Below are 24,707 nucleotides of genomic sequence, written 5' to 3'. Positions count from 1 at the left end.
GTAGCGCCAGTAGCGCCCGTGTTACCTTGAGGTCCAGTAGCGCCGGTAGCGCCCGTGTTACCTCGAGGTCCAGTGGCACCGGTAGCGCCAGTAGCGCCCGTGTTACCTTGAGGTCCAGTAGCGCCGGTAGCGCCCGTGTTACCTCGAGGTCCAGTGGCACCGGTAGCGCCGGTAGCACCAGTAGCACCCGTGTTACCTTGAGGTCCAGTGGCACCGGTAGCGCCCGTGTTACCTCGAGGTCCAGTGGCACCGGTAGCGCCCGTGTTACCTCGAGGTCCGGTAGCACCAGTAGCGCCTGCTGGTCCAGTAGGTCCGGTAGGTCCTTGAATGAACGAAGCAGAATTAACTAGAGCAGTTTGTAATGCTGCTATTAATTTAAGAAGCTCTTGAAGTGTGCAAGGGTCAATTCGGAATAATTTTGTAATGTATAGTAAATAGTTAATGAGATTTTGAAGCTCAATAAATACAGCGCTTGCTACAAAGGTTGGATTTCTTAATATAGTTATTAAGTTTTTAATAATAGCTAACCCTTGTGCTTTCAGGGAGGAAGTAGCGTCTAGTGAACAAATAAATTTACTTAGTAGGTTCAATGTATCGATTAGATCTTCAATATTTTGGGGAGATGGATTTGCAAAAAGTGTTGGGATTATTTTTGTTAAATCAATAATAATCGCACGAAATGTTCTAAGTTGAGCTTTAGTAATTGGGATTGATGGAGTATTTGGGATTCGTCCAGCGCTACTTGGAAAGCATGGTTTGGAGAATTTGTTTTGATTGTCGTTATAACGAGACATTAAATCTCTCCTTTCTCACGAAAATGTGAACGAAACTCATCATAGTAGATGCAGAAATTAGTTAAATGGTCATAGTAAAATCGTTTGTTTAAAGAAAAAATAGAAAAAACGCCTTACAATAAGGCGTTTTTTCTATTTTCTGCGTATTGATAATATCGCTTTAATGAAATTTTTGATTTGAATCCAGCGAGTTTTATAATTTCTGATTCAGGAGTTTCTTTTTTTATTAAGTTTAAAATATAGGTGTTACGAAAATGTTGTCCTGAAATTCCTTTACGTAAATTGGCTCTAGCCACTTCGAGGCGAATCATTTTTTGTATAGCAATTTCCGTTAATGCCTTTGGTGCATCATTTTCATATACCCACCTGTATGTTCCACGGTTAAAATCAAATGCGACAAACAATGAATCATCACTATGATACTTAGGACGAACTGGTTCTGGGATACTTTTGTAATAATTATATAGTTGTTTTTTGTCTTCTTTTGCTAATGTAATTGTTCTTTCTACACCTGCGGTTGCTGGGATTGACAATGTGTTAGTTTCAAAGTGAACGTGATGCATTGTTAATGCTGTAAGTTCCTGTAAGGATAAACCGTAGTCGATCAATAGATTTAAAATAGCAATATTGCGATCCATTAATAAAGGGCGCACAGGAAGTTGTTTTTCTGAAAGTCCTTCTAATGAAGTGACTATATACTTTAATCTTTTTTCTTCATCAGGTGAAATGAAATCTTCGTTACGAAGTGTACGGTCTGGTTGAATAGATATTTCCATATTCTTCAATGGATTGGGAATGTTTAGAAAGTGATGCATTCTATTTAATACAGTAAATACACGATGCATCGTTTTTTCTGAGTAATGTCGATTCGTTTTTAAATCGGAAAAGTAATCTTCGTAGTCTTTTGTACAAAGTGTAGCCCATATATTACTGGAAGGGAGCTTTTTGTTTTTTTCTAACCAATGTCCGAAGTCTTCAACGTCATAAACATAACGTTTAATAGTTGAGGGTTTTCGGCCTTTATTCAATAAAAAAATAGAAAAGGCTTGTATTGTATCATGGAATTCCGTTGTCTCCATAGTCCCACCACCTTAATTATTTCTTATATTATAGCAAACTTTTCTGAAAATAGGCATTTACAAGGGGGACAGGAATAATAATATTTGGTGAGTGGATAAAGTGAAACTATAATCAGTGGGGATTTTGTTCATCCTCTGCGATTATTAGTTGAACCAATCGGGCATTTACGGGCGGTTATCGCCCGCTTAAATACCAAGCGTTTGCTGAATGTCGAGGTGGGAGTCTTACTGCTCGCAAATAGCGGGATAAAATGAGGTGATTGTATGGAACAATCGATGCGAAAGAAAAACAACAATCAAATTAATATTGTGTTAAACCATCGAAAGAAAATTTCTTTGCCAGCCGCAGAAAATAAAACGGTAATTTCAAATGAAACTACAATTAAACATGAAATGCTGCAGAGAATTGAAGAAGAGATGGGGAAGCTTGTTGGGATGGATGATATAAAAAAGATAATAAAAGAAATATATGCTTGGATTTATGTGAATAAAAAAAGACAAGAGAAGGGATTGAAGTCTGAGAAGCAAGTGCTTCATATGCTGTTTAAAGGGAATCCGGGTACAGGGAAGACAACTGTTGCTAGAATGATAGGAAAATTGCTGTTTGAGATGAATATTCTATCGAAAGGCCACTTGGTTGAAGCTGAACGTGCTGATCTTGTAGGAGAGTACATCGGCCATACAGCTCAAAAAACAAGAGACTTAATAAAAAAAGCAATGGGAGGTATTTTGTTTATTGATGAGGCGTATTCTTTAGCTCGAGGAGGAGAGAAGGACTTTGGAAAAGAAGCAATTGATACGCTTGTAAAACATATGGAAGATAAACAACATGGTTTTGTATTGATTTTAGCTGGATATTCAAGAGAGATGAATCACTTTCTTTCATTAAATCCAGGGCTGCAATCTCGTTTTCCATTTATTATTGAATTTGCGGATTACTCGGTAAATCAGCTATTGGAAATTGGAAAGAGAATGTATGAAGATCGTGAATATCAGTTATCAAAAGAAGCTGAATGGAAATTTAGGGATCATTTACATGCGGTGAAGTATTCGTCGCAAATTACATCGTTTAGTAATGGGCGATATGTACGGAATATTGTTGAAAAATCAATTCGTACACAGGCGATGCGGTTGTTGCAAGAAGATAAGTATGATAAAAATGATTTAATTGGAATATCGAGTATGGATTTGATGCTCGAAGAGGAGACGCACAGTACATAAACTGTGCGTCTATTTTTGTGTATAAGTTCGTTTACTCTTTTTTTGCTTTTTCTTGGTGCGCTTTATGGAAGCGTTCCATTTTAGCGCTCTTTTCGTGTGCTGAATTAGGGTCGTGTCCAAATTGGTTTACTGAACTTTTTTGAGCTCCTTTATTAACGTGGTTTGTCATTTGTATTCACCTCACTTTAAAAATTAGTATAAACATTATATAAAGAAAAAATCGTTAGAAAAGAAAAACCTCTTTACGATATGTAAAGAGGTTAGATTGCTATTTATGCATTGAACGTTCTTTCGTTTCGATACGTCTGTGCGGTAAATGCCATTTGTAATGAATAGAAACCATGCGGAAGCAAACAATTAAAATGAATAAAATGTAAAGGGCCCAATCGCTAACAATAATTTGAGCGCCAATTAAGAAACCTGCTAAAATTGTCCAAAAGGCATATACTTCAGCTCGAAGAACGAGAGGTTTTCTGCGGGCTAAAAGGTCGCGAATGATACCGCCGCCGATACCAGTTAAAACAGCTGCCACGATTGTGGCACTAATTGGTAAATTTAATTTTTGAGCATATAATGCTCCTTGTACAGCAAATGCTGATAAGCCGATAGCGTCAGTGATATTTTCCCACTTTTTCCAATGTCTAATTAACTTATTTGGAAAAAGAAAAATAATAGTCATTGATAAAAGTGCGATTTGGAATAACATGTCTTGTTGCCAAAACGCGACAATCGGATAACCGATTAATAAATTACGAAGGGCACCTCCCCCAAATGCGGTTGCCATTCCTAAAATATACACCCCGAAAATATCATAATCCTCTTCCATTGCAACAATGGCTCCGCTTAGTGCGAAAGCGATTGTGCCTATGATGCTAAAAATCTCCCATGCCATGAATTTTCTCCCCCGCTAACTAGATGAAATGTGCTTCCTCTGCTATTATATTAGAAGGTTTAAATTTCGAAAAGGATGAGTGAACATATTTGATGGAAGAAAAAGAAAAAGTCATATTAGTAGGCTGTCAATTGCCGCAAGATGATGATGAAAAATTTATGCATTCCATGAAAGAGCTTGCATCACTAGCTAAGACTGCGAGAGCGGAAGTGTTAGTTTCAACAACGCAAAAACGACCAAAGTTTCATCCGGCAACTTACATAGGTAAAGGGAAATTAGAAGAGCTTACAATGCTAACTGAAGAATTAGAGCCGGATGTTATTATATTTAATAATGAATTAACGCCGAGTCAAATTCGGAATTTATCCTCAGTATTAGATGCGAGAGTAATTGATCGAACGCAACTAATACTAGATATTTTTGCGCAACGTGCGAAGTCGAGGGAAGGTAAGCTTCAAGTAGAATTAGCTCAGTTGCAATATACAATGCCACGTCTTATGGGGCAAGGGTTGTCCTTATCACGTCTTGGTGGTGGTATTGGAACGAGAGGACCGGGTGAGACGAAACTTGAGACGGATCGTCGTCATATTCGATCGCGTATTGATGAAATAAAGAAACAACTTGCAGTTGTTGTGGAACACCGAAAAAGATATCGTGAGAGAAGAAAAGACAATAAAGTATTTCAAATTTCATTAATAGGCTATACAAATGCAGGGAAATCGACACTGTTTAATAGATTAACGGAAGCTAATACGTTTGAAGAAAACCTTCTGTTTGCAACACTAGACCCAACGACGAGGAAGATGCCCTTACCTTCTGGTTATACAGTATTACTAACTGATACTGTTGGTTTTATACAAGATTTACCCACTTCATTAATTGCTGCTTTTCGTTCAACACTGGAAGAAGCGGGGGAAGCAGATGTTATTTTACATGTAGTTGATTCTGCGGATCCTAACTACATAGGGCATGAAAAAACAGTAAAACGATTATTATCAGAACTTGAAATTAATCATATTCCTATTATTACGTTATATAATAAAAAAGATGAATTACATCAAAACTTTATTCCGTTTCCGAAAAGTGATTTCTTAATGACTAGTGCTTTTGAAGAAAGTGATTTATTGCGTATAAAAGAAGCGATAGAAATGAAAATGAAGAAAGAAATGGATCGTTATCGAGTAGAAATCCCTCCGAGTGAAGGTAAGTTATTAACGCTTTTAAAGACGGAAACGCTATTAGCAAAGATGGAGTTTCTGGAAGATAAATTTGTATATGATTGTGCAGGGTATATTTTTACTCATTCATCGCTTAATGTGCAATTAAAGAGATTTTTAGTGGAAGAAGGAGAAAATAAAAATGTTTGATCGTTTGAAAAATGGAGAAAAAATTGCTCCAATCGTAAAAGAAGTAGAGAATCAGATTACAGAAGTACATAAACGTGCGGATGAAGTAATTGAAAGTAATCAGTTTCGTGTATTAGAAAGTTTTCGTAAACATAAAATTAGTGACTCGCATTTTATCCCGACGACAGGTTATGGTTATGATGATATTGGCCGTGATACGTTAGAAAAAGTGTATGCTGATGTATTTGGGGCGGAAGCTGGACTTGTTCGTCCGCAAATTATTTCAGGTACTCACGCTATTTCTACAGCGTTATTCGGTATTTTACGTCCAGGAGATGAGTTATTGTACATTACTGGGAAACCGTATGATACGTTAGAGGAAATCGTTGGTGTGCGTGGGAAAGGTGTAGGTTCATTTAAAGAATATAATATTGGTTACAATGCAGTTCCGCTAACTGAAGGTGGGCTTGTTGATTTTGAAGCTGTTGCAGCAGCGATTCGTAGTAATACGAAAATGATCGGTATTCAGCGCTCGAAAGGTTATGCTACTCGTCCATCGTTTACTATTTCTCAAATTAAAGAGATGATCGCGTTTGTTAAAGAAATTAAACCTGATGTTGTTGTGTTTGTAGATAATTGTTATGGGGAGTTTATTGAAGAGCAAGAGCCGTGTCATGTTGGTGCAGATTTAATGGCGGGTTCGCTTATTAAAAACCCAGGCGGGGGAATTGTAAAAACTGGTGGTTACATTGTCGGTAAAGAACAGTATGTTGAAGCGTGTGCATATCGTTTAACATCTCCGGGAATTGGTGCGGAAGCTGGAGCGTCTTTATACAGTCTGCAAGAAATGTATCAAGGGTTCTTCTTAGCGCCACATGTTGCAGGACAAGCGCTGAAAGGTGCAATTTTTACAGCTGCGTTTTTAGAAAAGTTAGGAATGAACACGTCACCAGCGTGGAATGCACCAAGAACAGACTTAATTCAATCTGTTCAATTTGATGATAAAGACCGTATGGTTGCCTTCTGCCAAGCGATTCAATATGCATCTCCAATTAATTCGCATTTTACTCCGTATGCAAACTATATGCCAGGTTATGAAGATGATGTAATTATGGCGGCGGGAACATTTATTCAAGGTGCAAGTATTGAATTGTCTGCTGATGGTCCGATTAGACCACCGTATGTTGCATATGTGCAAGGTGGATTAACGTATTCGCATGTTAAAATTGCGATTTGTTCTGCGATTGATGAATTGATTGAAAAGAATTTATTAACAATTTCTTAAAGGGGAGCTGTCGATATCGGCAGCTTTTTTCGTATAAAAGTAACGATTTCTGCGATTAGAAAAAAGAATGAAAAAATTTATAAAAAATCATGTAAGAAAAGCTAACATCTATTGACACTAAACATAACATGTTATAAAATGAGAAGCAGTTAAGGCGAAGGAGGAACTGAAAAATGAAAGAAGATAGACGTTCTGCCCCGCTGTTTCCAATTGGTATTGTTATGGATTTAACACAATTGTCTGCACGTCAAATTCGCTACTATGAAGAGCATAATCTTGTTTCTCCAACCCGTACAAAGGGGAATCGTAGATTATTTTCATTTAACGATGTAGATAAGTTGTTAGAGATTAAAGATTTGTTAGATCAAGGCTTGAATATGGCTGGTATTAAGCAAGTGTTACTAATGAAAGAAAATCAAACAGAAGCAGTGAAAGTAAAAGAAGAAACGAAAGAAATTTCAAAAACTGAGCTTCGCAAAATACTTCGAGATGAACTACAACATACAGGTAGATTCAATCGAACTTCATTGCGACAAGGTGACATTTCAAGATTTTTTCACTAAAGATAACTGATTCTGAAGGCGATTAGAGGGACTAAGGAGGAATTTATAATGTCTAGATACACAAAAGAAGATATTTTCCGTTTGGCGAAAGAAGAGAATGTAAAGTATATCCGTTTACAATTTACGGACCTTTTAGGGGTAATTAAAAACGTAGAGATTCCAGTGAGACAATTAACGAAAGCTCTTGATAACAAAATGATGTTTGATGGATCTTCGATTGAAGGTTTCGTACGTATTGAAGAATCTGATATGTATTTATATCCTGATTTAGACACTTGGGTAATTTTCCCTTGGACAGCTGAAAAAGGTAAAGTAGCTCGACTAATCTGTGATATTTACAATGCAGATGGCACTCCATTTGATGGAGACCCACGTAACAACTTAAAACGTGTGTTAAAAGAAATGGAAGCTTTAGGATTTTCAGACTTCAATCTTGGACCAGAGCCAGAATTCTTCCTATTTAAGGTTGATGAAAAAGGAAATCCAACATTAGAATTAAACGATAACGGTGGATACTTCGACCTTGCGCCGATGGATTTAGGGGAAAACTGTCGTCGTGATATCGTTCTTGAACTTGAAGAAATGGGATTTGAAATTGAAGCATCTCACCATGAGGTTGCTCCAGGGCAGCATGAAATTGACTTTAAATATGCAAATGCAATTCGCTCATGTGATGACATTCAAACATTCAAACTTGTTGTAAAAACAATTGCTCGTAAACATGGTTTACACGCAACATTTATGCCGAAACCACTATACGGTGTGAACGGTTCAGGTATGCACTGTAACTTATCATTATTTAAAAATGGTGAGAACGTATTCTTTGATGCAAACGGTGACTTACAACTAAGTGATGATGCTCGTCACTTCATCGCAGGTATTTTAAAACATGCACCAGCATTTACAGCGATAGCAAATCCAACTGTAAACTCATATAAACGTCTAGTACCTGGATATGAAGCGCCTTGTTACGTAGCATGGTCTGCACAAAACCGTAGCCCGTTAGTACGTATTCCTGCATCTCGTGGTATTAGTACACGCGTAGAAGTACGTAGTGTTGACCCAGCTGCAAACCCATATTTAGTAATGGCTACATTATTAGCTGCAGGTCTTGATGGAATTAAAAACAAATTAACTCCACCAGCTGCAGTAGACCGTAACATCTATGTAATGACAAAAGAAGAGCGCGAAGAAGCAGGTATCGTTGACTTACCAGCAACATTAGCGCAAGCGTTAGTTACATTACAATCTAATGAAGTAGTATGCGGTGCACTAGGAGAACACTTACTTGAGCACTTCATCGAAGCGAAAGAGATTGAGTGGGATATCTTTAGAACACAAGTTCACCAATGGGAACGCGATCAATATATGTCTCTTTACTAAGAGGCTTGAACCCTTGATACAACTCGTATCAAGGGTTTTTTAATTCCCTATTATTACAATTTTATATGGTTGCAAAATGAAAAACAGCCACATAAAAGCCAATAATTAATAACAAGTAGTGATATCATAGAAAAACATTATCAGATAAATGTAAGTTTTATATAATTTGTGAAATGAAAAAGCCTTGATACTACGGTATCAGGGCTTTTTTAGTGAAGTTATTGGATATGTTAACTACTAGATAATGGATTGTTTTTGGTTATTTTGAATCATGTTACTAAGAAAATCTTTTCAAAAGAATTGATCTTATCTTTTTTAATCACTTGTGCTAAAACTTAATAATTCTTTACTGCCTTGTACAACGCGAGCGATGATTTTTATGTCCTCATCTGCAAGGCTATAAGTTTGTGGCTTGTGAATCAGATTATTACTCAATGATATTAACGTAATGATGCTCAGTTATAACACAGTCTTATTCAGAATTTCGTTAGTTCATTTTCTAAATTTAGGGAATAAATATAGCTTAGTACCTTGCAATAAACAATACTAAGTGGTATATTATGGATAAATCAGGTACCGTGTATTGAACAGTACTAAGATAGGGAAGGAGGATGGCACTTGAACGTTCAGTTTAAAAAAGGTGTGCTTGAACTTTGTGTATTAGCACTTGTAAAACGTAAAGATAGTTACGGTTATGAACTTGTTCAGCAAATCTCTAATAAATTTTTAATATCGGAAGGATCAGTATACCCTTTATTACGTCGTTTGACGAAAGAAGGGTATTTTCAAACGTATTTAAAGGAATCTACGGAAGGGCCACCTCGTAAATATTATCAATTAACAGAGCGAGGGGAGACGCAATTTCATTTGTTAGTAACAGAATGGCGTGATTTTGCGAAAGGGGTACAAGAAATTATTGAAGGGGTGGAATGGGATGAGTAAAGAAGGGTTTCTTAAAGAATTATCAAGTTATCTTAGAAAGTTACCAGAGGAAGAGAGGCAAGATATTTTATTGGATTATGAAGAGCACTTTCAGTTTGGACTAGAAGAGGGGAAAACTGAATCAGAAATAATTCAGGGCCTTGGTTCTCCGAAAGTAATCGCAAAAGAGTTACTTGCGATGTATCGCTTCGATGAAATGAAAAAAAATCCATCGACTTCAAATGTGACAAGAGCTGTTATGGCAGCGATTGGACTTAGTTTGTTTAATTTTATTATTGTGTTAGGCCCGTTAGTCGCAATTGTTGCTTTTATATTTTCTTTTTGGATTGGTGGTATTGCTAGTGTAGTAACACCATTTTTCGTTATTGGAAAAGTATTTATGGGTACTTTTATATGGTTGGATCTTTTCGTTAGTATAACGTTTGTTGGAGTAGGTTTATTGTTATGTATTATCGCTTTTTATAGTACAAAGTGGTTTAAGAGATTGTGTGTACGATATGTAATATGGAACTTCAAAATGATAAAAGGAGAGTAAATGATGAAAAAACTATTTTTAATCGCTATCGCTTGTATCATTATTGGAGTAATAGGAATTTCCCAAACATATGAAAAAGCAGTACAAACTGCTGAAAAAGGCGATAAAGAAGATGTAATTAAAAACGAAACATTAAAAAATATAGAAGTTAAGTTAGATGCCGGAGATATTGTTATCCAAAAATCTCCTGATTCTTCTTTTTATGTAAAGCAATCAGGAGATGTACGTAAACAAGAGATTCGTATTGCAGAAGATGGTGACACATTAAAAATTATTGGGGAAAGAGAAAAAGGTGCTTCATTTGATTTTTCTTTTTATGATTTTAGGTTTCAAACGTCTAAATTGACTCTCCTTGTGCCTGAACGCTCTTATCAAGATGTAAAAGTAAATTCATCTGCTGGACAAATCGAAATGAGTGATGTGAAAAGTGATAGCGTAAGTGTTAGAACACTTGCTGGAGAAGTAGAGTTGAAACAAGTAACGGCTAAGAATGTGGAAGGATCGACAAAAGCTGGTGAGGTGAACTTTAAGAAGGTATTAGGGAAAGTGACCGCAAAAACAAAAAGTGGGGAAATAAATATTCGAGATCATGATTCCAAGTATAATCTAGAAGCAAGTTCAACTGAGGGAGACATAGATATTACTTTATCGGAAAAACCACAAGATGCGGTAATTACTGGGCAAAGTGCTGCCGGAGATGTAACAATTTTTAATGAAGAAAATAATAACGTAACAATTGGCAATGGTAGTAAAAAGATTAGCGGTAAAACGGCTGCGGGAGATGTGACGATTGAAACTCGTTAATAAGAAATAGAATGTATGGAAATCTATCAAAATACAAAAAAGAAGATAATTACCGTATATAAATAAGGTAATTATCTTCTTTTTATTATTTTTAATGTAAATCACGATATACGCCAATTACTTTCCCGATAACTGACACTTGTTTTAAAATGATAGGTTCTAATGAAGAGTTTTCTGGTTGTAGACGGAAATGGTCTTTTTCTTTATAGAAACGTTTAACAGTTGCTTCGTTATCTTCTGTTAAAGCGACTACAATTTCACCATTATATGCAGACTGTTGTTGGCGAACAACAACTAAATCTCCATCGAAAATACCAGCTTCAATCATACTATCTCCAGAAATACGTAACATGAACACTTGGTCTGCTCCAGCAACAATACTAGCTGGAAGTGGGAAATGTTCCTCTACGCTTTCAACCGCTGTAATTGGTAAACCGGCAGTAACTTTTCCGACAATTGGAACTTGAATAACAGATTGTGTTTCCGTATCCATTCGGTCTTCACCTAAAATTTCAATGGCACGTGGTTTTGTTGGATCGCGTCGAATGTATCCTTTTTCTTCTAATCGTGATAAATGTCCGTGCACTGTAGAACTAGAAGCGAGGCCGACTGCTTGACCAATTTCACGTACGGAAGGTGGATATCCTTTTTCTTGTACTTTTAGCTTAATAAAGTCGAGAATGTCTTGCTGGCGTTTCGTTAACTTTTCCATGTTTTCTAACACCTCGTTTTCTTTCATTTTTCTTATTAATAAGTATAACATGTGAAAAAACATTCTACAAACATAAGTTCGAACAAATGGCGGATTTATGTTACACTATAGGGAAATAATAGGGAGAAAGAGGGGTTCAAAATGAATGCAATTATTTATGCACGTGTGAGTACAACGAAAGAAGCGCAAGAAACATCATTATTACGTCAAAAAGATGAATTATTGCATTTAGCTGAGCGCTATCAAATGAATGTTACTAAGGTGATTGAAGAGCAGGCTAGTGGATATACAATTGAACGTGACGGTATATTAGAGGTGCTGGATACAATTCGAGACGAACAAATTGATGTGTTACTTATACAAGATGAAACGCGCCTTGGTAGAGGAAATGCGAAGATCGCATTAATGCATTGTTTACATAAAGAAGGCATAAAAGTATATACGCATACACATAATGGTGAATTACAATTGTCGGATTCTGATTCGATGGTATTAGATATTATTGGTATTGTTGAAGAATATCAAAGAAAGATTCATAATTTGAAAATTAAACGAGGTATGCAACGTGCAGTAGAAAAAGGTTATCGTCCAGAAAATAATTTAAAAAATCGTCATTTAAGTGTAGGAAGAGAGAAAAAAGAAGTGCCAATTGAGGAAATTGTACGTTTGCGAAAAAGTGAACTCACGTTTGAAGAAATTGCAGCAACATTACGTGGATTTGGTCATAATGTTTCAAAGGCGACTGTACATCGTAGATATGTAGAGTATACGAAGCAATTGCTTGATAAAGAAGAGTAACTATTGTATGATAATAATCAGTTTTGATTAGAAGGGGGATTCGAGATGATTAATCACGAACTCGTTGAACGCATTAACTTCTTAGCGAAAAAAGCAAAAGCTGAAGGTTTAACTGAAGAAGAGCAACGTGAGCGTCAATCGCTACGTGAACAATATTTAAAAGGATTTCGTCAAAATATGTTAAACGAACTTAAAGGAATTAAAGTTGTTAACGAAGAAGGTACAGATGTTACACCGACGAAATTAAAAGCTTTAAAAAAGCAAGATAATGCAAAATTAAATTAAAAGATGGGCGAAGCCCATCTTTTTTTATTTGTAAAAATCGTTATTTAATAACTTTCCAGTTGTTATTAACGGTTGCTTCTATCGTTTTATGTTCCAATATATAATTAGCGATAAGTTCAGACATATCTGTGGGTATATCTTTTACTACCGGTTTGTTTTGAAACATAAAGAAATTTCCCCCGCCACTTGCACGATAATTATTCATTACAACTTCATATTCTTCATTCATATTAAGAGGAGCACTGTTATGCTGTAAAGATTCTACTCTTTCACCAATTGGTTTTGAAATGTTTAATACATATGAAATCCCTTCCCACATATCATAATTATAATGTTGTGGTTTTGGTTCTATGTAGGTAGGACTTACGATGATGGATCCATCTGTTTTTAATGTGAAATAAGAAGCAGAGAGTTCAAGAGCGGCTTTTATATCAGCTCCAGTTATTCTAATTACTTTTAATGTGTTTGGATAAATATAATTAGAAACGATGTCACGCATTGTTACATGTTCCGGGAAACCTGGAGATGTATTATGGAACAAACTTGTACAAGAAATTGATACCTTAGCTATATCCATCTGTATTTTATTTATGAATTCGATAAAAGGATGATCGTGCAAACGAGTTTGCATAGCATCTGAAATTTGCATGTCCCCCTGAATGATTCCAATAGGTTGATCAAGCCACTTTTGTGTTTTCTCTTCGTAATCGGCTACCAATGAAAGTACATCTTGGTCCGCTTCAATTCCTTGTACAGATAATAATTCAGAAGAGCTCTCTTTTTTTACCCATTTACGTTTCGTTTTTTCGAATGTTACTTTTACTTTGCCGACTGAGTGTCCATTGCATCCGGTCTGTAAAATTGTTACACCGTTAGCCATTGTGTGAGAAATTTCTCGGTGTTGATGACCTGTTAGTAAAAGATCTATGCCTTCAATTTCATGGCACATTGCATATCCTTGGTTTTCACCTGTTAACACGTCAGTAGGTTCCCCGGTTTGTAAATCTTTTTCAAATCCACCGTGATAGGCTACGACTAATAAATCGGGTTTCTCATGTTCGCGAATATAAGAAACCCATTTTTTTGTAGTCTTTAATGCATCTTCAAATAGTAAATCTTTAATGTGATGGGCCTGTTCCCAATTTGGGATGTAATGTGTTGTTACCCCTAAAATAGCGATTTTTATATTGGATTCAATCTGTTTGATTAAATAAGGTTTTCCGAAATAGGGTTTGTTTATGTTTTTATCTAATATGTTTGCTGATAGGTACGGGAAGTTCGCAGTAGTCACAGCATTATTTAATATATTCATCCCGTAATTAAATTCATGATTGCCGATAATTGCAGCGTCATATTGTAAGTAATTCGCTAATAAGGACATTGGATTTTTTTTGTTTTTTTCGTATGTAACGTAATGATAAGTAAATGGTGTTCCTTGAATAAAGTCGCCATTATCAATTAAAAGAACGTTTGTATTTTGGGAACGTTCTTTTTTTATAAGAGTAGAAATTTTAGCTAAACCAAGTTCTGCTGGGGAGTTATCTTGGTAGTGAATAGGATAAACAGTGCCATGTATATCGCTTGTTAATAAGATGTTTAAAGTTACAGTTTGATTTTGTTCCAATATGACTCACCTTTTCTATTGTTATCTTCCAATTAATCATATCAAATATGTGAAGTGAATTTTGATGTGAATGTATAGAATGTGTAAAGATTCTGTAAATACCCAATTGTGTATCAAAATATGTGATATATTTCTTCATGTTTACGGAAGGTTATTTTATAACAAGAAAAATGGAGGCATTAATATGTTGAAAAAAGTTTTTGCAATGAGTACAACAGTTGTACTAGCGGCCGGATTATTAAGTGGCTGCGGGACGAAAGAGTCCAGTGCAAGTAAAAATGAAGATACGAAAAAAGGTTATGTACCAAAGACCTTAAATGTTCAATTTGTTCCTTCTCAAAATGCGGATACGTTAGAGGCAAAGGCAAAACCATTGGAAAAGCTATTAAGCGATAAATTAAATATTCCGGTAAAAGTTAGTATTTCAACTAACTACAATACAATTGTAGAAGCGATGGCATCTAAACAAGTAGATGTAGGATTTTTACCGCCAACAGCGTACGTATTAGCACATGAAAAGAAGGCTGCAAATGTAATTTTGCAAGCACAACGTTTTGGAGTAGAGGATGAAACAGGAGCTCCTACAAAAGATTTAGTAGATTATTATAAATCTGAGTTTGTTGTTAAAAAAGACTCTAATATAAATAGTGTAAAAGATTTAAAAGGTAAAAAAATTGGTTATCAAGATGTAACATCATCAGCAGGATATGTATGGCCTGCAGCTGTTCTATTAAAAGAGGGAATTGATCCGCTAAAGGATGTGAAACCTGTTACATTAAAAGGGCATGATCAGTCACTTATTGCTCTTTTAAATGGTGATGTAGATGCAGCTGTTGTATTCCAAGATGCTCGTAATATTGTAAAAAAGGATTATCCGAATATATTTGATCAAACGAAAATAGTGAAATTTACTGAGAAAATTCCGAACGATACAATTTCTGTACGCTCGGATTTAGATGCAGAGTGGAGCAAGAAATTACAAGATGCTTTCATTGAAATTGGAAAAAATGAGGAAGGCCGTAAAATCATTAAAGAAGTATATTCTCATGAAGGATATATTAAATCTGATGATAGTAAATTTGATATTGTTCGTGAATATGGAAAGACAGTGAAGACGCAATAATACATAGTGAAATGGCGGCTAGCTGGAAGGTGTGAGATTTCAGTTAGTTTGCCGTTTTTTAGTTATTGATAATACATTGAAAGTAGGTAAGATGTGTGATAGAGTTTCGAAATGTTTCCAAAATGTATCCGAATGGCACAAGGGGATTGAATAATATAAATTTAAAGATTCAAAAAGGTGAGTTTATTGTAATGGTCGGATTATCCGGAGCTGGAAAATCTACACTTCTCAGATCCGTAAATCGTCTTCATGAGATTACCGAAGGAGAAATCATTATTGAAGGTGAGTCTATTACTTCTGCGAAAGGAAAAGGATTAAGGCGTATGCGCCGGGATATCGGTATGATCTTCCAAAGTTTTAACCTTGTAAAGCGATCAACAGTATTAAAAAATGTATTAGCTGGTCGTGTTGGATATCATTCCACATTACGTACAACGTTAGGTTTGTTTCCGAAAGAAGATGTGGAGCTCGCATTTCAAGCATTAAAAAGAGTGAATATTTTAGAAAAAGCATATGCGCGTGCTGATGAATTATCAGGAGGACAACAGCAACGTGTATCGATAGCTAGAGCATTGGCGCAAGAAGCAAAAATCATATTGGCAGATGAGCCTGTTGCATCGTTAGATCCACTTACGACAAAGCAAGTGCTAGATGATTTGAAAAAAATTAATGAAGATTTTGGAATCACGACAATTGTAAATTTACATTCTATTGATTTGGCTAGACAATATGCGACACGCATTATCGGATTACATGCAGGAGAAATTGTTTTTGACGGTTTAGTAGAAGAAGCAACGGATGAAAAATTTGCTGAAATTTATGGGGACGTTGCTCAGAAAAGCGAATTATTAGAGGTGGCAGTAAAATGAATGACGTGACGATATATTCAAATGAAATACCGAAGCCGCCGAGTAAATTGAAACATATGTTAACGTTTATTTTAGTTATTTTAATGCTGTGGAGTAGTAGTGTACAAGTAGATGCATCATTTTCAAAATTGGTAGACGGTTTTCCAAATATCGTAGATCTATTGAAAGAAATGGTGCCACCTGATTGGAGTTATTTTCAAGTTATTACAACAGCGATGTTAGATACAATACGTATGGCGATTATTGGGACGACCTTAGGAGCGATTTTAGCTATTCCACTTGCATTGTTTGCAGCAAGTAATGTGTTTACTAACACATTTTTATACAGTCTAGCTCGAATGATTTTAAATTTTATACGAACAATACCAGATTTATTATTGGCGGCTATTTTCGTAGCGATTTTTGGAATTGGGCCACTTCCAGGTATTTTGGCTCTTACTTTTTTTTCAATTGGACTTGTAGCGAAATTGTTGTATGAATCAATTGAATCAATTGACCCTGGCCCACTAGAAGCGATGACAGCTGTAGGGGCTACTAAGGTACAATGGATTGTTTATGGAGTCATTCCACAAGTAAAAGCACACTTTGTTTCCTATGTACTATATACATTTGAGGTGAATGTACGTGCAGCGGCTGTTCTAGGTTTAGTAGGAGCAGGTGGTATTGGACTATATTATGATCGTACACTTGGATTTTTACAATATCAACAAACTGCTTCTATAATTATCTATACCCTTATTGTTGTTTTGTTAATTGACTACATTAGTACATTGTTGCGGGAGAAACTATAATGAATAGAACGACGATGATTGTGCCAAAACCGAAGAAACCGAGTATATATCGCTGGATTATTTTAATAGCACTTACAGTTGTATATGTATGGGCCTTTTCAGGAGTACCATTAGAAGGGATAAAGGACACAGCAGGTGAAATCACGAAAGCAATTATGACAGGGATATTAAATCCAGACTGGTCGTATGTATCTTTGCCAGATGGTGAAGATTTATTGCATGGATTAATTGATACGTTGGCAATTGCGATATTAGGTACATTTATTTCTGCATTTTTATCTGTTCCGTTTGCCTTCTGGGCGGCAACGAATATGAGTAGTGGAAAATTAACTTCAGGATCTGGGAAATTTGTACTTAGTTTTGTTCGTACGTTTCCTGAATTAGTTATGGCTCTTTTATTTATAAAAGCTGTTGGTCCAGGCTCTTTTGCAGGAGTATTAGCTTTAGGATTACATTCTATTGGAATGTTAGGGAAACTATATTCAGAAGGAATTGAAAACATAGATAAAGGACCGACGGAAGCGTTGCTAGCAACAGGAGCAAACCGTTTTCAAATACTTTGGTATGCAGTGTTACCACAAGTGTTACCAGATTTTCTATCGTATACGTTATACAGATTTGAAATTAATGTACGATCCGCTGCGGTTTTAGGGGTTATTGGAGCGGGAGGGATTGGTACACCTTTAATTTTTGCGCTGAGTTCACGGAATTGGTCTCGTGTTGGGATTATTTTATTAGGTATTATTTTAATGGTAATTATAATTGATTTGATTTCAAGTTCGATTCGGAAACGGATTGTTTAACTTATTTGAAAAGCATCGAAGTTAGATGCTTTTTTATGTTTTTAAAAACGTATTTAAAAAAGTAAGAATAGAAGAAATTTGTATAAATATACAGATAATTCTCTTTCTTTTTAAAATAAAAATAATGAAAAAGTATGTCATATTGAATGCCTATACATTCCCGGAAACATTGATTTTTTTATAAAAAATCAAAAAAATATCAACATATTTGTCGATACATGTTGTATAATCTTGCGTGGGAAGCTATCATATAAATGTATAAAACGTTTACTAATATAAGCGAAGGGAAGAATAGCATGTCACATTCAATCGAACAACTTTCTATCAACACGATTCGCACATTATCCATCGATGCGATTGAAAAAGCAAACTCTGGTCACCCAGGAATGCCAATGGGTGCAGCACCAATGGCTTATACATTATGGACTCAATTTATGAAACACAATCCAAATAACCCAACGTGGTTTAACCGTGATCGTTTCGTATTATCTGCAGGTCATGGTTCAATGTTATTATACAGCCTACTTCACCTATCTGGTTATGATGTAACAATGGATGACTTAAAGAACTTCCGTCAATGGGGAAGCAAAACTCCAGGACATCCTGAGTACGGTCATACAGCTGGTGTAGATGCAACGACTGGTCCACTTGGACAAGGTATTGCAACTGCTGTAGGTATGGCAATGGCTGAAAGACATTTAGCTGCTAAATATAACCGTGATGCGTATAATGTAGTAGATCATTATACATACGCTATTTGTGGTGATGGAGATTTAATGGAAGGCGTTTCTGCTGAAGCATCTTCATTAGCTGCTCATTTACAATTAGGTCGCCTTGTTGTGCTTTATGATTCAAACGATATTTCATTAGATGGCGATTTAAATCGTTCATTCTCTGAAAGTGTAGAAGATCGTTACAAAGCATACGGATGGCAAGTAATCCGTGTTGAGGATGGAAACGATATTGAAGCAATCGCGAAAGCAATTGAAGAAGCGAAAGCTGACGAAAAACGCCCAACGCTAATTGAAGTAAGAACGACAATTGGTTTCGGTTCTCCAAACAAATCAGGAAAATCAGCTTCACATGGTTCTCCACTTGGTGTAGAAGAAACAAAATTAACGAAAGAAGCATATGCTTGGACTGCTGAGCAAGATTTCCACGTAGCAGAAGAGGTATACGACAACTTCCGTAAAACAGTACAAGATGTTGGTGAAACTACGCAAGCAGAGTGGAACACTATGCTAGGTGAATATGCACAAGCATACCCAGAATTAGCAAACGAATTCCAAGCAGCAATGAACGGTCAACTTCCAGAAGGTTGGGAGCAAAACTTACCAACTTATGAATTAGGATCAAAAGCAGCAACTCGTAATTCTTCTGGTGCTGTAATTAATGCAATTGCAGAGTCTGTACCATCATTCTTCGGTGGATCTGCTGACCTTGCTGGTTCTAACAAAACATACATGAATAACGAAAAAGACTTTACAAGAGATGATTACAGCGGTAAAAACATTTGGTACGGTGTACGTGAGTTCGCAATGGGTGCAGCAATGAACGGTATTGCATTACATGGCGGTTTAAAAACTTACGGTGGTACGTTCTTCGTATTCTCTGATTACTTACGTCCAGCAATTCGCCTTGCAGCATTAATGCAATTGCCAGTAACGTATGTATTCACACATGACAGTATCGCTGTTGGTGAAGATGGTCCAACACATGAACCAGTCGAGCAATTAGCAGCGCTTCGTGCAATGCCGAACGTTTCTGTTATCCGTCCAGCTGATGGTAACGAATCTGTTGCAGCTTGGAGACTGGCTTTAGAATCTACAAACAAACCAACTGCTTTAGTATTAACTCGTCAAGACCTTCCAACATTAGAAGGTGCAAAAGATGATACGTATGAAAAAGTAGCAAAAGGTGCATATGTAGTTTCTGCAAGCAAGAAAGAAACGGCTGATGTTATCTTACTTGCAACTGGATCTGAAGTAAGCCTAGCTGTTGAAGCTCAAAAAGCATTAGTAGCAGACGGTGTTGACGCAGCTGTTGTCAGCATGCCATCTATGGATCGTTTTGAAGCTCAAACTGCAGAGTACAAAGAATCTGTATTACCAAAAGCAGTAACAAAACGTTTCGCAATCGAAATGGGTGCTACATTCGGATGGCACCGTTACGTAGGTCTTGAAGGAGATGTGTTAGGTATCGATACATTCGGTGCTTCTGCTCCTGGTGAGAAGATTATGGAAGAGTATGGATTTACTGTAGAGAACGTTGTTCGTAAAGTAAAAGAAATGCTTTAATGATTTCAGAAAAATCTCTCCGGCATGGAGAGATTTTTCTATGTAAATGAGTTTTTTCGACAGAAAAAGTTTTTTATCTCTCCGCAGTCAGACAATCATTGCAAATTTTCTTATATATAATGAAGAGAAAAGGTTGTCCAGATTGGGAGGGGAAAAATGAAAACGTATGAATTGTATTTAATTCAAGAGGATATTGCGAAATCTTATTTTGGTCGTGAATATTTGTTTTTTGATTTATTTGCTCGATTTTCAGAATCTGGGTCCCTTTCGGAGAAAAAAGTGTTATATAAACAAATGATGTATATAACAAAACCATTGCAAGTAATGAAAATTCATCATAAATTAGAACAAGCTTTGCGCGTTCTTGGTAAATATGATAGAACACATCATACACATACACTTTATACGGGAGCGGAGTACGGTGAAATAATGGTGAAACCGCACTATATTCGTATGAATACCTCTGGAAATGTCTCTATGGAAACGACTTTCTTTGAGGTGTTAAGAAAGTGTGAATTAACATTTTTAGCTATGGATTATGAAAATACAAAGTACGGATGGCTGAATCCTCTAAAACAAGTACGAACATATGTGTAAAAATGTCGAATTGTATCTTGTCTTATTGAAAAGGTTTTAGTACACTGTAAGGTAGACAACATGAAGGAGGAAAATATATGCCAATTTGGTTAGGTATTCTAGTGGGCGTAGTAGCACTAGTAGCAGGCGTGGCGTTAGGATTTTTCATTGCCCGCAAATACATGATGAATTACTTACAAAAAAATCCACCAATTAACGAACAAATGTTAAAAATGATGATGATGCAAATGGGACAAAAACCTTCCCAAAAGAAAATCAATCAAATGATGAGCGCAATGAACAAGCAACAAATGAAATAAGCGCTAAAAGACACTCGCTAAGAGTGTCTTTCTTTTTGTTAGTTACAGTTTTTAAAACTTTTAAAAATTCTGTATTTTTGATAAACTGAAAACATCGCTCATTTTAAGGGAGGAGGAAAAAAATGAAAGTGTTTATGAATTTAGCGTGGTTTTTTAAACAAGAAAAACGAGCATACATAATCGGAATTATTTTATTATTCGGCGTTGCACTTTTAGAACTTGTAGCACCAAAAGTAATTGGAATCGTTGTAGATGAAATTAATGATGGAACATTGACGACCAATAAGTTACTAAATTTGGTTGTACTATTAGTAATTGTAGGTATTACGATGTACATATTACGTTACATATGGCGTATTATGATTTTCGGGTCTTCGTTAAAATTAGCTCGCCAATTACGAAAAAATTTATATGAACATTTTACAAAGATGAGTCCATCTTTCTATCAGTCAAATCGAACAGGTGATTTAATGGCACATGCGACCAATGATATTCAAGCGATCCAGCAAACTGCTGGAGCGGGTGTTTTAACGCTTGTTGATTCATTAGCTGTTGGGGGATGTGTACTCGTAGCGATGGGTTTTACAATTAGTTGGAAGTTAACATTGTTAAGTTTAATTCCGATGCCGATTGTAGCCATTTCGACAAATTATTATGGAACGTTATTACATAAAAGGTTTCATAAAGCACAGCAATCGTTTTCGGAAATTAATGATAAAGTGCAAGAGAGTATGAGTGGAATGAAAGTGATTCGATCGCTTGGACAAGAGAAAGAAGATTTGCAGGCGTTTCGAAAAAAATCAGAAGATGTTGTGCATAAAAATGTGTTAGTTGCACGTATTGATTCGTTATTTGATCCGACAATCGCTCTTATCGTTGGATTTTCTTTTTTAATTGCAGTATGTTACGGATCGGTATTAGTTGTAAGAGGTGAATTAACAGTAGGTGATCTCGTTACATTTACGACATATTTAGGTACCCTCGTTTGGCCAATGTTAGCGTTTGGATGGTTGTTCAATATTATGGAGCGTGGGCGTGCTTCATATGACCGTGTAGAAAAAATTCTTTCACAAAAATCAGATGTAGTAAATAGAGAAAATGCTGTACATACGATAGCGAGCGGTAATGTTTCGTTTGCCGTTGATTCATTTTCGTATAAGAAAAATGAACTGTTACATTTAAACGATATTCACTTTGATTTGAAGAAGGGCGAAACGCTAGGAGTTGTAGGACGTACAGGTGCAGGGAAAACGACTTTATTAAAATGTTTAATCCGTGAGTATGATCATTTTAATGGTGAATTAAAAGTTGGGGAGCGAGATATTCGAGATTTAACACTTCATGGTGTCCGTTCTGCTATTTCATATGTGCCACAAGATCATTTTTTATTTTCAGCAAGTATTGGTGAGAATATCGCCTTTGGAAAGGCGGATGCTACATATAATGAAATTACCCAAGCTGCAGATATTGCTTGTATTCATAATGATATCCTCCAATTTTCAGAAGGATATGAAACAGTAGTAGGGGAAAGAGGCGTTTCGTTATCTGGTGGTCAAAAACAGCGAATCTCTATTGCTCGTGCTTTATTAACAAATGCTGAAATTTTAATTTTGGATGATTGTTTATCAGCGGTAGATGCAAAAACAGAAGAGACAATTTTAAGTGCCTTAAAGAGGGAAAGAGCAGGGAAAACGACGATTATTACTGCACACCGATTAAGTGCAATTCAGCATGCCAATCTTATTCTTGTTGTTGATGAAGGTAGAATTGTACAAAGAGGTACACATGAGGAATTAATGAAGGAAAACGGCTGGTATAAAGAAATGTATGAAAGTCAGCAATTAGAAGCTTTAGTTGAGAAAGGAGGCGTATGATGGTAGAGAAGAAGCGAAGTGATTTAAGTAGATTGCTTTCTTATATGAAGCCATATAAAGGGTTGCTATCTTTAGCGTTTATCTTTTTAGTTGGTGCGACAGTAACGGAAATGATGGGGCCTTTTTTAATTAAACAATTCCTCGATGAACACCTAGTACCGCGGGATTTTGAACGATCAGCACTCGTTACTTTATTTGTAATTTACATAGTTGCTCATTTATTAAAAGTATTATTTACGTATTTAAATCTATTGTACTTTCAGAACATTGCTTTTAAGATTGTTCAAGATATGCGAGTTGAAGTATATGAACATGTTCAAAAGCTGTCATTAAGTTTCTTTGATCGTACGCCAATTGGTACGCTCGTATCTCGTATAACGAATGATACGGAAGCGATTAAAGATTTTTATGTCAGTGTATTATCAACATTTGTGAAAAATGTAGTCTTTTTAGTAGGTATTTTAATAGCGATGTTTTTATTAGATGTAAAATTAGCGTTATTTTCTCTCGTATTAATTCCGATAATGTTCGCGATTATGGTATTATATCGCCGGAAAAGTGCAGCTTTTTATTTAGAAGTACGTAATCAACTAAGCGTGTTAAATGCAAAATTGAACGAGTCCATACAAGGAATGAATATTGTTCAAGTGTTCAGACAAGAAAAACGTATGAGAAAAGAGTTTGAAGAAGTGAATAATAAACATTATAGTGCAGGGCGACGTACTTTGAAGTTAGACGCATTACTTTTACGACCAGCTACGGATTTAGTACATATTGTAGCTATTGCGTTAGTACTAGGTTTATTTGGGATTGATGCTTTAAAGAGCCCTGTTGAAGTAGGAGTTTTATATGCTTTTGTTAACTATATACATCGTTTCTTCCAACCTGTAAATGAGATGATGATGAAATTGTCCTTTTTCCAACAGGCACTTGTTTCGTCATCACGTGTATTTCATTTAATGGACGAGAAAGATTTAGCACCGGTTCAAAAAGGCAATGAGAATCCTCAAGTTGTGGATGGAGATATTGAATTTAAAAATGTTACTTTTTCGTATGATGGAAAGCGTGACGTTTTAAAAAATGTATCATTTCACGTGAAACAAGGGCAAACGGTTGCTTTTGTTGGGCATACTGGTAGCGGAAAAAGTACGATTATGAATTTGTTAATGCGATTTTATAATCTTAAGTCAGGAAATATTGTAATAGACGGTGTAGATTTAGAAAAATTTGAAGAACGAGAAATTAGAAAGAAAATAGGACTCGTATTGCAAGATGCATTTTTATTTGCTGGAAATGTAAAGCAAAATATTCGTATGTATAATGAAGAAATTACGGATGAAGAAGTAAAAGAAGCTGCTCGATTTGTGCAAGCGAATACGTTTATTGAAAAGTTACCAGAGCAGTATGAAACAGAAGTAGTAGAAAGAGGTGCAGCATTTTCAAGCGGTCAACGACAATTAATTGCTTTTGCTAGAACTATAGCAACGAATCCAAAAGTATTAGTATTAGATGAAGCAACAGCTAATATCGATACAGAAACAGAAGAGGCTATTCAAACAGCGTTGCAACAAATGCGAAAAGGTAGAACGACGATAGCCATTGCGCATAGGTTATCTACAATTCAAGATGCAGATCAAATTTTTGTGATGCATGATGGAGAGATAGTAGAAAGAGGAACACATCAAGAATTACTAAGTGAGCAAGGTTTGTATTATAATATGTACTTGTTACAAAATAAAGGGAGTTTGCAAAAGGCCTTGTAAATACAAGGTCTTTTTTATTTTGTATACA

25 protein-coding genes are annotated in these 24,707 nt (G+C 35.9%); 19 read left to right on the top strand and 6 right to left on the bottom strand.

Going from position 1 to position 24,707, the window contains the following annotated elements; all coding sequences use genetic code 11:
- On the bottom strand, window positions 1-794 hold a 794-nt coding region (locus tag AC1Q8M_RS14745), incomplete at its 3' end, for a collagen-like repeat preface domain-containing protein (RefSeq protein ID WP_492334158.1).
- Between the two features lie 113 nt (window positions 795-907).
- On the bottom strand, window positions 908-1,873 hold the full coding sequence (locus AC1Q8M_RS14740) for a tyrosine-type recombinase/integrase (RefSeq protein ID WP_000450330.1): 966 nt from the start codon (window positions 1,871-1,873) through the stop codon (window positions 908-910).
- Window positions 1,874-2,137: 264 nt separating this feature from the next.
- Between AC1Q8M_RS14740 and spoVK the strand changes: the two genes are divergently transcribed.
- Complete coding sequence (gene spoVK / locus AC1Q8M_RS14735; RefSeq protein WP_098366054.1) at window positions 2,138-3,094, top strand: stage V sporulation protein K; 957 nt, start codon at window positions 2,138-2,140, stop codon at window positions 3,092-3,094.
- Window positions 3,095-3,125: 31 nt separating this feature from the next.
- On the opposite strand, the gene AC1Q8M_RS14730 is transcribed toward spoVK, so the two are convergent.
- Window positions 3,126-3,263 carry a hypothetical protein gene (locus AC1Q8M_RS14730; RefSeq protein ID WP_000181505.1) on the bottom strand — a complete coding sequence of 46 codons (138 nt, stop codon included), beginning with the start codon at window positions 3,261-3,263 and terminating at the stop codon, window positions 3,126-3,128.
- Between the two features lie 99 nt (window positions 3,264-3,362).
- A complete protein-coding gene (locus AC1Q8M_RS14725; protein WP_000312267.1) occupies window positions 3,363-3,986 on the bottom strand; it encodes a trimeric intracellular cation channel family protein in 624 nt (207 codons plus the stop codon).
- Window positions 3,987-4,078: 92 nt separating this feature from the next.
- Here AC1Q8M_RS14725 and hflX point away from each other — a divergent pair, with 92 nt between their 5' ends.
- The 7 genes from hflX to AC1Q8M_RS14690 all read left to right on the top strand — a co-directional run bounded on the left by hflX (window position 4,079) and on the right by AC1Q8M_RS14690 (window position 10,844).
- Window positions 4,079-5,353: a GTPase HflX gene (gene hflX, locus AC1Q8M_RS14720; protein ID WP_043924696.1), complete on the top strand. Its 1,275-nt coding sequence runs from the start codon at window positions 4,079-4,081 to the stop codon at window positions 5,351-5,353.
- Window positions 5,346-6,617 carry a methionine gamma-lyase family protein gene (locus tag AC1Q8M_RS14715; protein ID WP_098511416.1) on the top strand — a complete coding sequence of 424 codons (1,272 nt, stop codon included), beginning with the start codon at window positions 5,346-5,348 and terminating at the stop codon, window positions 6,615-6,617. Before hflX ends, AC1Q8M_RS14715 begins: the two co-directional genes overlap by 8 nt.
- Before the next feature lie 173 nt (window positions 6,618-6,790).
- Window positions 6,791-7,180: a transcriptional repressor GlnR gene (gene glnR, locus AC1Q8M_RS14710; RefSeq protein ID WP_000656783.1), complete on the top strand. Its 390-nt coding sequence runs from the start codon at window positions 6,791-6,793 to the stop codon at window positions 7,178-7,180.
- Between the two features lie 48 nt (window positions 7,181-7,228).
- Window positions 7,229-8,563: a type I glutamate--ammonia ligase gene (gene glnA, locus AC1Q8M_RS14705; RefSeq protein ID WP_000092763.1), complete on the top strand. Its 1,335-nt coding sequence runs from the start codon at window positions 7,229-7,231 to the stop codon at window positions 8,561-8,563.
- A gap of 618 nt (window positions 8,564-9,181) precedes the next feature.
- Window positions 9,182-9,505, top strand: coding sequence for a PadR family transcriptional regulator (locus AC1Q8M_RS14700; protein WP_001102632.1), 324 nt, complete (start codon window positions 9,182-9,184; stop codon window positions 9,503-9,505).
- The gene (locus tag AC1Q8M_RS14695; protein WP_000031386.1) at window positions 9,498-10,040 is read left to right on the top strand and encodes a DUF1700 domain-containing protein; all 543 of its coding nucleotides are present in this window, start codon (window positions 9,498-9,500) and stop codon (window positions 10,038-10,040) included. The genes AC1Q8M_RS14700 and AC1Q8M_RS14695 overlap by 8 nt, the downstream gene beginning before the upstream one ends.
- Window positions 10,041-10,844, top strand: a complete 804-nt coding sequence (locus AC1Q8M_RS14690) for a DUF4097 family beta strand repeat-containing protein (RefSeq protein WP_016512438.1) — start codon at window positions 10,041-10,043, stop codon at window positions 10,842-10,844.
- Between the two features lie 91 nt (window positions 10,845-10,935).
- Here the strand turns inward: AC1Q8M_RS14690 and lexA are convergent, their stop codons facing one another.
- Window positions 10,936-11,556, bottom strand: a complete 621-nt coding sequence (gene lexA, locus AC1Q8M_RS14685; protein ID WP_000413738.1) for a transcriptional repressor LexA — start codon at window positions 11,554-11,556, stop codon at window positions 10,936-10,938.
- A gap of 141 nt (window positions 11,557-11,697) precedes the next feature.
- Between lexA and AC1Q8M_RS14680 the strand changes: the two genes are divergently transcribed.
- Window positions 11,698-12,354 (top strand): YneB family resolvase-like protein, encoded by a 657-nt coding sequence (locus AC1Q8M_RS14680; protein ID WP_000991471.1) that lies wholly within the window; start codon window positions 11,698-11,700, stop codon window positions 12,352-12,354.
- Between the two features lie 45 nt (window positions 12,355-12,399).
- Window positions 12,400-12,639, top strand: coding sequence for a DUF896 domain-containing protein (locus AC1Q8M_RS14675; RefSeq protein WP_000607015.1), 240 nt, complete (start codon window positions 12,400-12,402; stop codon window positions 12,637-12,639).
- 40 nt (window positions 12,640-12,679) lie between these two features.
- Here AC1Q8M_RS14675 and AC1Q8M_RS14670 read toward each other — a convergent pair whose 3' ends face one another.
- On the bottom strand, window positions 12,680-14,263 hold the full coding sequence (locus tag AC1Q8M_RS14670) for a bifunctional metallophosphatase/5'-nucleotidase (protein WP_000437461.1): 1,584 nt from the start codon (window positions 14,261-14,263) through the stop codon (window positions 12,680-12,682).
- 184 nt (window positions 14,264-14,447) lie between these two features.
- On the opposite strand from AC1Q8M_RS14670, the gene AC1Q8M_RS14665 reads away from it, so the two are divergent.
- From AC1Q8M_RS14665 to AC1Q8M_RS14625, 9 genes are all read left to right on the top strand, one after another.
- Window positions 14,448-15,386, top strand: a complete 939-nt coding sequence (locus AC1Q8M_RS14665) for a phosphate/phosphite/phosphonate ABC transporter substrate-binding protein (RefSeq protein WP_000915063.1) — start codon at window positions 14,448-14,450, stop codon at window positions 15,384-15,386.
- A 95-nt stretch (window positions 15,387-15,481) separates the two neighbouring features.
- A complete protein-coding gene (gene phnC, locus AC1Q8M_RS14660; RefSeq protein ID WP_000569234.1) occupies window positions 15,482-16,255 on the top strand; it encodes a phosphonate ABC transporter ATP-binding protein in 774 nt (257 codons plus the stop codon).
- Window positions 16,252-17,046, top strand: coding sequence for a phosphonate ABC transporter, permease protein PhnE (phnE, locus tag AC1Q8M_RS14655; RefSeq protein WP_001000773.1), 795 nt, complete (start codon window positions 16,252-16,254; stop codon window positions 17,044-17,046). The genes phnC and phnE (AC1Q8M_RS14655) overlap by 4 nt, the downstream gene beginning before the upstream one ends.
- Entirely contained in the window at window positions 17,046-17,849 is an 804-nt protein-coding gene (phnE, locus tag AC1Q8M_RS14650) for a phosphonate ABC transporter, permease protein PhnE (RefSeq protein ID WP_001082390.1), read from the top strand. The genes phnE (AC1Q8M_RS14655) and phnE (AC1Q8M_RS14650) overlap by 1 nt, the downstream gene beginning before the upstream one ends.
- Window positions 17,850-18,145: 296 nt before the next feature.
- Window positions 18,146-20,146: a transketolase gene (gene tkt / locus AC1Q8M_RS14645; RefSeq protein WP_000019775.1), complete on the top strand. Its 2,001-nt coding sequence runs from the start codon at window positions 18,146-18,148 to the stop codon at window positions 20,144-20,146.
- 156 nt (window positions 20,147-20,302) lie between these two features.
- Window positions 20,303-20,743: a sporulation inhibitor of replication protein SirA gene (sirA, locus tag AC1Q8M_RS14640; RefSeq protein WP_000860652.1), complete on the top strand. Its 441-nt coding sequence runs from the start codon at window positions 20,303-20,305 to the stop codon at window positions 20,741-20,743.
- Window positions 20,744-20,820: 77 nt separating this feature from the next.
- The gene (locus AC1Q8M_RS14635; protein ID WP_001123317.1) at window positions 20,821-21,042 is read left to right on the top strand and encodes a YneF family protein; all 222 of its coding nucleotides are present in this window, start codon (window positions 20,821-20,823) and stop codon (window positions 21,040-21,042) included.
- Between the two features lie 122 nt (window positions 21,043-21,164).
- Entirely contained in the window at window positions 21,165-22,916 is a 1,752-nt protein-coding gene (locus AC1Q8M_RS14630; protein WP_000862446.1) for an ABC transporter ATP-binding protein, read from the top strand.
- Window positions 22,916-24,679 carry an ABC transporter ATP-binding protein gene (locus AC1Q8M_RS14625; protein WP_000229518.1) on the top strand — a complete coding sequence of 588 codons (1,764 nt, stop codon included), beginning with the start codon at window positions 22,916-22,918 and terminating at the stop codon, window positions 24,677-24,679. Before AC1Q8M_RS14630 ends, AC1Q8M_RS14625 begins: the two co-directional genes overlap by 1 nt.
- Window positions 24,680-24,707: the final 28 nt, after the last annotated feature.

Source organism: Bacillus sp. GW823-FHT06A10 (genome assembly GCF_058795375.1).
Note: the sequence above shows the minus strand (reverse complement) of the source record. Positions and strands in the feature narration are given on the sequence as shown.

What these genes read in the sequence shown, in the direction of transcription:
- AC1Q8M_RS14740 (WP_000450330.1), bottom strand. Translation starts at nt 1,873, where the DNA reads ATGGAGACAACGGAATTCCATGATACAATACAAGCCTTTTCTATTTTT.
- spoVK (WP_098366054.1), top strand. Translation starts at nt 2,138, where the DNA reads ATGGAACAATCGATGCGAAAGAAAAACAACAATCAAATTAATATTGTG.
- AC1Q8M_RS14730 (WP_000181505.1), bottom strand. Translation starts at nt 3,263, where the DNA reads ATGACAAACCACGTTAATAAAGGAGCTCAAAAAAGTTCAGTAAACCAA.
- AC1Q8M_RS14725 (WP_000312267.1), bottom strand. Translation starts at nt 3,986, where the DNA reads ATGGCATGGGAGATTTTTAGCATCATAGGCACAATCGCTTTCGCACTA.
- hflX (WP_043924696.1), top strand. Translation starts at nt 4,079, where the DNA reads ATGGAAGAAAAAGAAAAAGTCATATTAGTAGGCTGTCAATTGCCGCAA.
- AC1Q8M_RS14715 (WP_098511416.1), top strand. Translation starts at nt 5,346, where the DNA reads ATGTTTGATCGTTTGAAAAATGGAGAAAAAATTGCTCCAATCGTAAAA.
- glnR (WP_000656783.1), top strand. Translation starts at nt 6,791, where the DNA reads ATGAAAGAAGATAGACGTTCTGCCCCGCTGTTTCCAATTGGTATTGTT.
- glnA (WP_000092763.1), top strand. Translation starts at nt 7,229, where the DNA reads ATGTCTAGATACACAAAAGAAGATATTTTCCGTTTGGCGAAAGAAGAG.
- AC1Q8M_RS14695 (WP_000031386.1), top strand. Translation starts at nt 9,498, where the DNA reads ATGAGTAAAGAAGGGTTTCTTAAAGAATTATCAAGTTATCTTAGAAAG.
- AC1Q8M_RS14690 (WP_016512438.1), top strand. Translation starts at nt 10,041, where the DNA reads ATGATGAAAAAACTATTTTTAATCGCTATCGCTTGTATCATTATTGGA.
- lexA (WP_000413738.1), bottom strand. Translation starts at nt 11,556, where the DNA reads ATGGAAAAGTTAACGAAACGCCAGCAAGACATTCTCGACTTTATTAAG.
- AC1Q8M_RS14680 (WP_000991471.1), top strand. Translation starts at nt 11,698, where the DNA reads ATGAATGCAATTATTTATGCACGTGTGAGTACAACGAAAGAAGCGCAA.
- AC1Q8M_RS14675 (WP_000607015.1), top strand. Translation starts at nt 12,400, where the DNA reads ATGATTAATCACGAACTCGTTGAACGCATTAACTTCTTAGCGAAAAAA.
- AC1Q8M_RS14665 (WP_000915063.1), top strand. Translation starts at nt 14,448, where the DNA reads ATGTTGAAAAAAGTTTTTGCAATGAGTACAACAGTTGTACTAGCGGCC.
- phnE (WP_001000773.1), top strand. Translation starts at nt 16,252, where the DNA reads ATGAATGACGTGACGATATATTCAAATGAAATACCGAAGCCGCCGAGT.
- phnE (WP_001082390.1), top strand. Translation starts at nt 17,046, where the DNA reads ATGAATAGAACGACGATGATTGTGCCAAAACCGAAGAAACCGAGTATA.
- tkt (WP_000019775.1), top strand. Translation starts at nt 18,146, where the DNA reads ATGTCACATTCAATCGAACAACTTTCTATCAACACGATTCGCACATTA.
- sirA (WP_000860652.1), top strand. Translation starts at nt 20,303, where the DNA reads ATGAAAACGTATGAATTGTATTTAATTCAAGAGGATATTGCGAAATCT.
- AC1Q8M_RS14635 (WP_001123317.1), top strand. Translation starts at nt 20,821, where the DNA reads ATGCCAATTTGGTTAGGTATTCTAGTGGGCGTAGTAGCACTAGTAGCA.
- AC1Q8M_RS14630 (WP_000862446.1), top strand. Translation starts at nt 21,165, where the DNA reads ATGAAAGTGTTTATGAATTTAGCGTGGTTTTTTAAACAAGAAAAACGA.
- AC1Q8M_RS14625 (WP_000229518.1), top strand. Translation starts at nt 22,916, where the DNA reads ATGGTAGAGAAGAAGCGAAGTGATTTAAGTAGATTGCTTTCTTATATG.